At 61.6% G+C, this 9180-nt stretch carries 9 protein-coding genes; 4 read left to right on the top strand and 5 right to left on the bottom strand.

Annotated features, from left to right (window positions below; translation table 11 throughout):
* Together ACE04F_RS11755 and ACE04F_RS11750 are read right to left on the bottom strand one after the other, a co-directional pair.
* Positions 1-427: cation diffusion facilitator family transporter (locus ACE04F_RS11755; RefSeq protein WP_486106849.1), on the bottom strand; the 427-nt coding region annotated here is incomplete at its 3' end.
* Positions 428-454: 27 nt separating this feature from the next.
* Positions 455-874 (bottom strand): polyribonucleotide nucleotidyltransferase, encoded by a 420-nt coding sequence (locus ACE04F_RS11750; protein ID WP_434571645.1) that lies wholly within the window; start codon positions 872-874, stop codon positions 455-457.
* Positions 875-969: 95 nt separating this feature from the next.
* On the opposite strand from ACE04F_RS11750, the gene hrpB reads away from it, so the two are divergent.
* A complete protein-coding gene (gene hrpB / locus ACE04F_RS11745) occupies positions 970-3486 on the top strand; it encodes an ATP-dependent helicase HrpB (protein ID WP_486106847.1) in 2517 nt (838 codons plus the stop codon).
* 3 nt (positions 3487-3489) lie between these two features.
* Here hrpB and ACE04F_RS11740 read toward each other — a convergent pair whose 3' ends face one another.
* From ACE04F_RS11740 to ACE04F_RS11730, 3 genes are all read right to left on the bottom strand, one after another.
* Positions 3490-5073 carry a glycosyltransferase family 4 protein gene (locus tag ACE04F_RS11740; protein ID WP_486106845.1) on the bottom strand — a complete coding sequence of 528 codons (1584 nt, stop codon included), beginning with the start codon at positions 5071-5073 and terminating at the stop codon, positions 3490-3492.
* A gap of 150 nt (positions 5074-5223) precedes the next feature.
* Positions 5224-6303: an endonuclease/exonuclease/phosphatase family protein gene (locus ACE04F_RS11735; protein WP_486106843.1), complete on the bottom strand. Its 1080-nt coding sequence runs from the start codon at positions 6301-6303 to the stop codon at positions 5224-5226.
* Positions 6300-6959, bottom strand: a complete 660-nt coding sequence (locus tag ACE04F_RS11730) for a YciC family protein (protein WP_486106841.1) — start codon at positions 6957-6959, stop codon at positions 6300-6302. The genes ACE04F_RS11735 and ACE04F_RS11730 overlap by 4 nt, the downstream gene beginning before the upstream one ends.
* 176 nt (positions 6960-7135) lie before the next feature.
* Between ACE04F_RS11730 and ACE04F_RS11725 the strand changes: the two genes are divergently transcribed.
* The 3 genes from ACE04F_RS11725 (at position 7136) to ACE04F_RS11715 (ending at position 9147) form a co-directional block, all read left to right on the top strand.
* Positions 7136-7906, top strand: a complete 771-nt coding sequence (locus ACE04F_RS11725) for a DUF2076 domain-containing protein (RefSeq protein ID WP_486106839.1) — start codon at positions 7136-7138, stop codon at positions 7904-7906.
* Positions 7907-8034: 128 nt separating this feature from the next.
* Positions 8035-8514: a LabA-like NYN domain-containing protein gene (locus ACE04F_RS11720; RefSeq protein ID WP_030140338.1), complete on the top strand. Its 480-nt coding sequence runs from the start codon at positions 8035-8037 to the stop codon at positions 8512-8514.
* Positions 8515-8535: 21 nt separating this feature from the next.
* On the top strand, positions 8536-9147 hold the full coding sequence (locus ACE04F_RS11715; protein WP_486106837.1) for a 3'-5' exonuclease: 612 nt from the start codon (positions 8536-8538) through the stop codon (positions 9145-9147).
* Positions 9148-9180: the final 33 nt, after the last annotated feature.

Below are 9180 nucleotides of genomic sequence, written 5' to 3'. Positions count from 1 at the left end.
CCCCCACGACCCGATGCTGCAACGCCAGCAGCGCCAGGGTCAGTGCCAGGGAAAACACGATCACGCCGACGCTGAGCCAGGGCGCCTCGACCGGCAGCGGCTGCTTGAGTCGTTCGTATGCCTGCAATGCGATCAGCACCGCGCTGCCGCCAATGAAGAGTGCCTGGGCCATGCCGGCCAGCGATTCAGCCTTGCCATGCCCGTAGCGATGATCGTCATCAGCCGGCCGCAGGGCGTAATGCACCGCCAGCAGATTGAGCAAGGAGGTGACGCCGTCCAGCGCCGAGTCGGTCAGGCCGGCGAGCATGCTCACCGAGCCGCTGAGCCACCAGGCCAGCGCCTTGGCAATGATCAGAATGCACGCCACGGCCACCGATGCGCGGGTGGCCAGGCGTAGCAGGCGAGCGTGTTCGGCGCTGGTGGTCATGGCGCAGTCTTCCTTGGGCTGCGCTTCTTACGCGGCGGGTACGAGACCGAGCGTGGCCAGTTGTTGCACGTTGCCTTTGTGCTGGATCAGGCGCGGGTCGTCCAGCGGGAAGCTGCGGCCCAGCTCGCGCTCCAGGATGGCTTGGAGTTTCTGATTATTGACCGTGCCGTCGGCGTTGATGGCCGGCTTGAGTTTCTCTGGCTCGATCTGCACGCTTCTGCCCGGCTCGAAATAAATCGCGCCGGTGGCAAAGTCCACGGCAAAGGCGATCAGCCCGGGGATGATGTAGAACAGCAGGCCGACGGCGTCGAGCGCGGCGATGGCCGGGTCGATCTTGCCCTCGATCTGGCCGCGACGGTCGGGGTAGAAGATCGAGCCACAGGCGCTGATCTGGGTCAGCAGGCTGGCGACCAGCACGCCGCCGATCACGCGAAAAGGAATACGCATAACAATCTCCTGAGCAGGTAAGGGCGTTGCTGGTTGGAGTCCAGACCACGCTAAACAGTTCGCCGTTATACTCGGCCCTCTGTTTTGGAGCCAGCATGATTTCTTTGCCGATTGATGAAGTTTTACCGGCCCTGCGCCAAGCCCTGGCGTCGCGCCACGAAGCGGTGCTCGAAGCGCCCCCCGGTGCCGGCAAGACCACCCGTGTTCCCTTGGCCCTGTTGAACGAGCCGTGGCTGGCCGGGCAGACCATTCTGATGCTCGAGCCCCGGCGCCTGGCGGCACGGGCGGCGGCCGAGCGCCTGGCCAGCGAGCTGGGGGAAAAGGTCGGCGAAACCGTGGGCTACCGGATTCGCCTCGACAGCAAGGTCGGGCCGAAAACCCGCATTGAAGTGGTCACTGAAGGCATCCTTACCCGTCGCTTGCAGGATGACCCGGCACTGGATGGCGTGGGGCTGCTGATTTTCGATGAATTCCACGAGCGCAGCCTCGACGCCGACCTGGCCCTGGCGTTGAGCCTCAATGGCCGTGAACTGTTTCGTGAAGACCAACCGCTGAAAATCCTGCTGATGTCCGCAACCCTGGAAGGCGAGCGCCTGGCCGGGTTGCTGGACGATGCGCCGATCCTGCGCAGCGAAGGACGCATGTTCCCGGTGACGGTTCGCTGGGGCCGGCCATTCCAGCCCGGCGAATTCATCGAACCGCGACTGGTGCAGACCCTTCTCGAAGCGCTGCACGACGAAACCGGCAGCTTGCTGGTGTTCCTGCCGGGGCAGGCGGAGATTCGCCGCGTTCATCAACAATTGGCTGACGCCCTGGGCGAGGGCGGCAACGTATTGCTGTGTCCGCTGCATGGCGAGCTGGACCTGGCTGCCCAGCGCGCCGCCATCGATCCGGCGCCGCCCGGCCAGCGCAAAGTGGTGCTGGCCACCAATATCGCCGAGACCAGCCTGACCATCAACGGCGTGCGGGTGGTGGTCGATGCCGGGCTCGCCCGCGTACCGCGCTTCGACCCGGGCAGTGGCATGACCCGCCTCGACACCCAGCGCATCTCCCGCGCCAGCGCCACCCAACGGGCCGGCCGGGCCGGGCGGCTGGAGCCGGGGGTATGTTACCGGCTGTGGTCCGAAGACCAGCATGAACAGCTGGCGGCCTACGGCAGCGCCGAGATCCTCTCCGCGGACCTCGCCGGGCTGGCCCTGCAATTGAGCCGCTGGGGCGTGACGCCGCAGCAGTTGACGTGGCTCGACGTCCCGCCGACCGCCGCTTATGCCCAGGCCCAGGATCTGCTGCAACGCCTCGGCGCGCTGGACGGCGGGCAACTGACCCGCCACGGCCAGGCCATGGCCGAGCTGCCGGCCCATCCGCGCATCGCACATTTGCTGTTGCGGGGGCAGGCGTTGGGGCTGGCAGACATGGCCTGCAATGTCGCGGCATTGTTGGGCGAGCGTGACATTCTTCGAGGCGCCGGCGCGGACTTGCACAGTCGCCTGGCGTTACTGTCCGGTGAGGAACGAGCGGCACGCGGCGCTCAGGGCGGTGTGCAGCGGGCGCGGCAATTGGCCCGGCAATATCGTGGCTACTTGCGCGGCAAGGCCGAGGAAGCCGTCGCCGATCCCGAGCATCCGCGCTGGCTTGGCGCGCTGTTGGCGCTGGCCTATCCGGACCGCGTCGCGCAACAGCGGCGACCCGGCGGCGCGGAATATCGCCTGGCGAATGGGCGCGCGGCGCTGTTTGCCGAGGCCGACAGCCTGATGAAGCAACCGTGGTTGGTGATTGCCGAACTGGGCAGTCGCCAAGGCCAGCGGGAAGAACGGATCTACCTGGCGACGGATTTCGATCCGGCGCTGTTCGATTCGGTGCTGGCAGAGCAAGTACGTACCGAAGACCAGCTGGATTGGGACGAGCGCGAAGGCGTGCTGCGTGCCGAGCGTCAGCGCAAGGTCGGTGAGCTGGTGCTCAGCCGCGAGCCATTGACCGGCCTGGATGAGTCTGCCCGCAGCCGGGCGCTGGTCAACCTGGTACGGCGCAAGGGGTTGGAGTTGTTGCCGTGGACGCCGGAGCTGCGTCAGTGGCAGGCGCGGGTGGCGCTGTTGCGTCGGCTCGACCTGGATACCAAGGGCGACAGCGAGTGGCCGGACGTCAGCGACGCTGCCCTGTTGGAAAGTCTCGAGCATTGGCTGATGCCATACCTGGGCCGGGTGTCGCGCCTCAGTCATTTTGCCAACCTGGACCTGTCGAGCATCGTCCGCAACCTGTTGTCCTGGCCTCTGCCGCAAAGGTTGGATGAACTGGCGCCGCAGCACTTGAGTGTGCCTTCGGGGTCGTCGATTCGCCTGGACTACAGCGAGGACCCACCGATTCTGGCGGTGCGCTTGCAGGAGCTTTTCGGCCTGGCCGACACCCCGCGCATCGCCGGTGGTCGGCAGGTGGTCAAGCTGCACCTGCTATCGCCCGCGCGCCGACCGGTGCAAGTGACCCAGGACCTGGCGAACTTCTGGCGCAGCACTTACGCCGAGGTGAAGAAGGATCTCAAGGGACGCTATCCCAAGCATTACTGGCCGGACGACCCGCTGGTGGCGGAGGCGACGGCGCGGGTCAAGCCTAGACGCTAGTTCTCAGGCCGGGAAACCAGCCAAGGTTGAATTGGCTTTCTGATAGGCCTGCTGGAATGCTTCGAGGTAGCCGTCATACATCTTTGATATATCGGTTTCCCTGGCCCGATCCAGATGCGCTTGTCTGGCTTCAGGATCTTCGCTTAACGCCAGCGCTTCCAGCAATTTATCGACAAACTCATCAATGGATTCATCGGATAGCATTCTGTAGTCCGGAAAAAGCGGGTCGGTTTCTTCGGCCTGCTGTCGTTTGACAAACAGGCTGTAATCTTCAGCGAGGCGGCCCATGGCATTGCGTGTACCGGGTAGGTCAGAATAAACGGCTATACACCCCGCGGCCGCTGCCTCCAGCAACGTAAGGCCCCAGGATTCGGTCCGGGAAGTAGAAAGGACGATGTCCGTTGCGGACATCACTGCTGGCATGTCCTGAAAGCCGAGAAAATGAACGCGCTTCTTGAATGACTGAAAGTCGCCCGGCGTATTTTCCAGGAGATTTTGCAGATCGCGGTTATCCGAACTTAGCCTCGCGCCGCATCCGACAAAATGTACGGCTTCATTACCTGGTCTTTGTAACACTTTGCTGATTATTTTGATGCATGCAGTCATGTCTTTTTCGGGCGAGTATCTGCCGGCCAGGGTGATGACCTTGGCGTCTTGTGGAATATCATGCTGTTCTCTGAATTGGTGGCGTGCTTTATCGTTACGAGCAAATTTTTCGCAATCGGTACCGTTTTCAACTTCTTTCAATGCGTATGGGTTGCCACCGACACTTGCATAGTTTTGTCCCGCCGAGCGAGAACAGACCACTGCGACCTGGATAGCGCCATAAGATGCCTGCATATTTGTAGCCACGCAGAAGTCCTTTTCATTGTTCAACGTGTCCTCTACTGAAAGGTCTTCCCGGTGGATACCGTAGACTATTCCAATCCGTTGTCCAATTGGCCGAACATCGTTCAGCTGCTTGACTGCCTCAGTGACCAGCGTAGTGGCATGGTCTTGTGCAACATAAACGACATGAGGCGCGACGTCCTCTATGGCCTCCTTCATGCTGGCGATCGCTGACGGGTTTAATTCGAAGCCGTCCGGCGATTTTATAAGTACGCCGTCAAGTCGATTGGCATTGCTCTGGGCGTTGGTTGTTGTTTCGGATTTTGTCGTCTTGTGACCCAGGTTCAGGAAATGGTTTTTCAGACAGATTTTTTCTATTGCCAGCCCGAATGGCCCCCTTCCGATATGGCGCCCCGCTTGTGATTGTATGTCGCTGAAGTTGCTGTTCGAATCCCAGGCTACCACTTCCAGCGTTGTTCTGGTCATACCGTTCTGGTCGGTTTGCGTAATGTGGTTGTGCAGCGTGAATTTACTACCGTCGCCCTTCAGAGTGACATCAATAAGTGTCGCGTTACTGAGTTTCAGCTGGGCGCCTTTGGCTCCGCTGTTGTGCTGGGCCAACATGTTTCCAATATTTTCGGTGCCACCGGTTCCCTGATAGTTCTGTACAAATAATATGGACTTTGCCCAAGCGTATTTAGGCGCGCTGGATAGATTTTCTGTGTGGGGGTTGGGCGCCGCGTAGACTGGTGTAATCATCGGTTGAACTCTTATTGGGTTTGCAGATATTAGCCCCTTGATTAGTTGGCAGGAATAAATGAGTTGCAGGTATGTGGTTCAGGATATTGCAGGTGATTGTTTGCATAGAGGGTGCGCAGCTTTGAATTTTTGCGCTGCTGGTCATTGCGGTCAGGGCATCGCCGGCAACAAAAACCGCGCAATCACCGGCAAATGGTCGGAAATGCGCAACGTATCGTTCTGCCGGACCTGGGCTTCGACCCGTTTGAGGCGGGGGCTGTAGAACAGGTAATCGACGGTCCGGTCGGGGCCGTTGAGGCCGGGGTCGTTGGGGTAGTGGGTCAGCCAGTTTGCGCGGTCGATGCCGCTGGCCTCGTTGTTGGTGGGGATCATCGGGTATTTGTCCCACAGCAGGTGCAATTCGCTGTCGGCGGAGTAGGGCGAGCGTTGCTCGGTGGGCAGGCGTCGGTATTGGCCCAGGGGCAACAGGTTGAAATCGCCCCCGATCAGCCAGGGAGTGCCGGCGGATTCAAGTTTGTCCAAGGCCTTGGCGATCGCGCTGACCTGCGCGCGCGCAGTGTCGTCCGGCTGGGTGGCCCGCTCCAGGTGCGTATTGAGCACTGCCAGCTGTCCGCCGTCGCTCAGGGGCAGATAACTCACCAGCAAGGCATTTTTCGGCTGGAACTGGCGGGTGATGAAGTTCGCCTCGGCCACCGGCAATTGCACCCGTTCCGCACGGTCGATGCGGTAGCGGCTCAGCGTCGCCAACTGGCGGCCAACGCTGCCGAAGATATGAGGACTGGGGATGAAATCGGCTTTCCAGTCGAAGGCGCTGGTGCCGCAGGGATAGAGATCAGCCAGGCGCTCCTGCAGCAGCTTGAGCTGGTTCTGGTAATCGCTGGCCTTGGCACCATTGTCGAGTTCTTGTAGCAGCACCACATCCGGCTGCTCGTCGCGAATCACCCGTGCCACTTCGTCGAGGCTGAAGGCCATGTCTTCCGGCGTCGGGCTTTCATCGTCGCCCTCGGCCAGGTCGTGCCAGAACACGTAGCGCTTGCCGGCCAGGAACTGGACGTTCCAGGTCATCACCTTCAGGGCCTGGCCGGGCATCAGCGGCGCGGCATTGGCGGCGCAGCTGACGGGCAGGGCTTCCCGGGCCTGGGGGCGCCAGGTCGGGCCATAGATGGAAAAGGCCGCAATGCCGACGAGCAACAACAGGCCCAACAAGGCGTATCGCAGCAGACGGGTCATGGCTCGGGTTTTTCTGCAATCAACATGAACATTCGGAACAGCACCACCGTGGTGAACAGTTGCAGGAAACTGTGGACGCTGTCGATCAGCAAACTGATGAAGGGGTTCTGCGGCGGCGGATACACCGAGACGCTGGCGCCCTTGAGCAGCCACAACGGGACCATTACGGCGAGGATGCATAACAGGATTCGCCAGAAATTGCCTCGACTCAAGCGCGCGCTTTCCTTCATGGCCGCCACGGGCGCCATGCCCCGCAAAACCAACAGGTATTCACCGAAGGCGAGGGCGACCATCAGCCACAGCCCCGGCAGGAAGTACAAGGAAATGCCGATCAGGATCAGTAGCGTATTAAGGGCGGTCAGCAAGGCGAAGCGCGGCCACTGGAGGAGGGCTGCCGCGAGCAGGTCACGGGCACGCGGGGCTTCGCCGCGACTGCGAGCATCGAGAAACAGAATCAACGCCGCGGTATACAGCGGATACACAAGCAGCCCGACGATCACGCTGTAGCCGGAGAAACCGTCGGCGCCGATGGCGCTGTCCACTCCTTGTTGCAGCACGGCCTCAAGGACCACCAGCGGCAGGCACAGCTGGGCGATCCGGCCCAGGTTGCGCTTGAAAAAATACAAGGAGTCACGCAGTACTTCTAACGGATTCATGAGTCGGTATCGCAGTTCGAAAAAGCGGTCCGACACTTTAACCGATCAAGTGACCGCACAAGCAAACGTAAACATCAGGTAAAGACCATTGAAAGCTTCCGGCGCAACCCCATTACTGACTCGCACCGGTCTTTGCGACCGGCCTGGTTTTAATCCGGCAATCTGATGAGGTCGCCATGAACAGCGAAGAACAAACCCTGATCGATGGACTGTTTTCCCGGCTGCAGCAGGCCGAAAAGGATTCAGCCCCGCGCGACGCCCAGGCAGAGGCGCGGATCAAGGAACACTTGGCCAACCAGCCTGCCGCGGGCTATTTCATGGCCCAGGCGATCCTGGTGCAAGAGGCGGCGATCAAGCGTCTGGACGAGCAGAACAGACAGCTCGCCCAACAGCTCGAGCAATTGCACCGCGAATTGCAACAGGCCCGCAGCCAGACCTCGGCGCCAGGCAGCGGCGGTGGTTTCCTTTCGAGTATCTTCGGTGGCAGCCACCGCGATTCACGGCCAGCAAGCGCACCGGCATCCGGCGGTGGTGGCTGGCGCGAACCGGCCAGGCCCTCCTTCAATGCGCCGGCCCAGCCCGGCTTTGGCGCTGCGCCCGGCAACTATGCCGCGCCACAACAGCAGCCCCCGGCGGCGGGCAGCTTTCTCGGCGGCGCCTTGAAAACCGCAGCGGGCGTCGCCGGTGGTGTGATGCTCGCCCAGGGCATCAGTAGCCTGTTCCACAGCAATCAACCCGAGGAGATCGTCGAGGTCCTCAAGGAAGAGCCGGCCCAGCCGGTCGATGACGCCGCCAGCAACGGTGACACTGGTTGGGGCGATGATCAGCGCGTAGCCGAGAGCGATAGCTACGGCAACAATAGCTACGGCAACGAGCAGGGCGGTTTCAGCGACGCCGACTACAGCGACGATTCGTCCTTGTTCGGCGACGACGACTCCTTCGTCTGATCCGCCGTTCGTCCGGGGCGCCCTGGCGCCTCGGGCCGATTATTCGCGGAACGCTCCTCGAGACTGGCATACTGGGCGACTTTTCGGCCCGGGTGGCCTGCGCGCGTGTGCATTCAAGAGGAAACGCGGTGAAAAAAATCGCAGTGTTCGCCGATGTCCAGAACCTCTATTACACCGTGCGCCAAGCCTATGGCTGCCATTTCAACTACGCGGCGCTGTGGGCCGATGTGAGCAAGCAGGGGCAGATCGTCGAGGCCTATGCCTACGCGATCGACCGCGGTGACAGCAAGCAACAGCAGTTCCAGCAGATCCTGCGCAACCTGGGGTTCACCGTGAAACTCAAGCCCTATATCCAGCGCAGCGACGGCTCGGCCAAGGGCGACTGGGACGTGGGCATCACCCTGGACATCATGGACGCCGCCGATCACGTCGACGAGGTGGTGCTGGCCTCCGGCGACGGCGATTTCGACATGTTGCTCGAACGCATCATCAGCAAACACGGCGTGCAGGCTGTGGCCTACGGCGTGCCAGGGTTGACCGCCAACTCGCTGATCCGCGCCGCCAGCCGCTACGTGCCGATCGAAGGCGCGTTGCTGCTCAAGAACTGATTTTCAAGGAGCCCCACCGGTTTGGAACGCATCGCAGTCATCGACTTTGAAACCACCGGCATCACCCCAAGCAGCGGTTGCCGGGCCACCGAAATCGCCGTGGTGATCCTCGAGCAAGGCCGGATAGTCGACCGTTACCAGAGCCTGATGAACGCCGGCGTACGCGTCCCGGCCTTCATCGAACAGCTGACCGGTATCAGCAATGCCATGCTGCGCAGCGCACCGCCAGCGGAAAAGGTCATGAACGAGGTCAACGAATTCGTCGGCATCACGCCGCTGCTGGCTCACAATGCCGCGTTCGACCAGAAGTTCTGGGATTTCGAGCTGGGACGAATCAAGCGCACCCGCCTGCAGAATTTTGCCTGCTCACTGCTGCTGGCCCGACGCTTGATGCCAGCGGCGCCGAACCACAAGCTCGGCACGCTCAACACTTTCGCCGGCCTGCCCCACACCGGCCAGGCTCACCGGGCCATGGCCGACGCCGAAATGGCCGCCAACCTCACCGCGCACCTGGCCTCGGAGTTGCGTCAGAAGCATGGGCTGCGGGAGTTGTCCCATGACCTGCTGTGCAGCTTGCAGAAGGTGCCGGCAGCGAAGATCAACGAGCATCTCAAGCGCCATCGTGGGTTCTGAAAGACACCCAGGATCCTTTTGTGGGAGCGAGCC

The organism is Pseudomonas sp. AGC41 (genome assembly GCF_057334555.1).
This window is presented reverse-complemented; position numbering and strand designations above follow the sequence as displayed.

Excerpts from the sequence above, each read along its gene's own strand:
- ACE04F_RS11750 (WP_434571645.1), bottom strand. The coding sequence starts at position 874 with ATGCGTATTCCTTTTCGCGTGATCGGCGGCGTGCTGGTCGCCAGCCTG.
- hrpB (WP_486106847.1), top strand. The coding sequence starts at position 970 with ATGATTTCTTTGCCGATTGATGAAGTTTTACCGGCCCTGCGCCAAGCC.
- ACE04F_RS11740 (WP_486106845.1), bottom strand. The coding sequence starts at position 5,073 with ATGATTACACCAGTCTACGCGGCGCCCAACCCCCACACAGAAAATCTA.
- ACE04F_RS11735 (WP_486106843.1), bottom strand. The coding sequence starts at position 6,303 with ATGACCCGTCTGCTGCGATACGCCTTGTTGGGCCTGTTGTTGCTCGTC.
- ACE04F_RS11730 (WP_486106841.1), bottom strand. The coding sequence starts at position 6,959 with ATGAATCCGTTAGAAGTACTGCGTGACTCCTTGTATTTTTTCAAGCGC.
- ACE04F_RS11725 (WP_486106839.1), top strand. The coding sequence starts at position 7,136 with ATGAACAGCGAAGAACAAACCCTGATCGATGGACTGTTTTCCCGGCTG.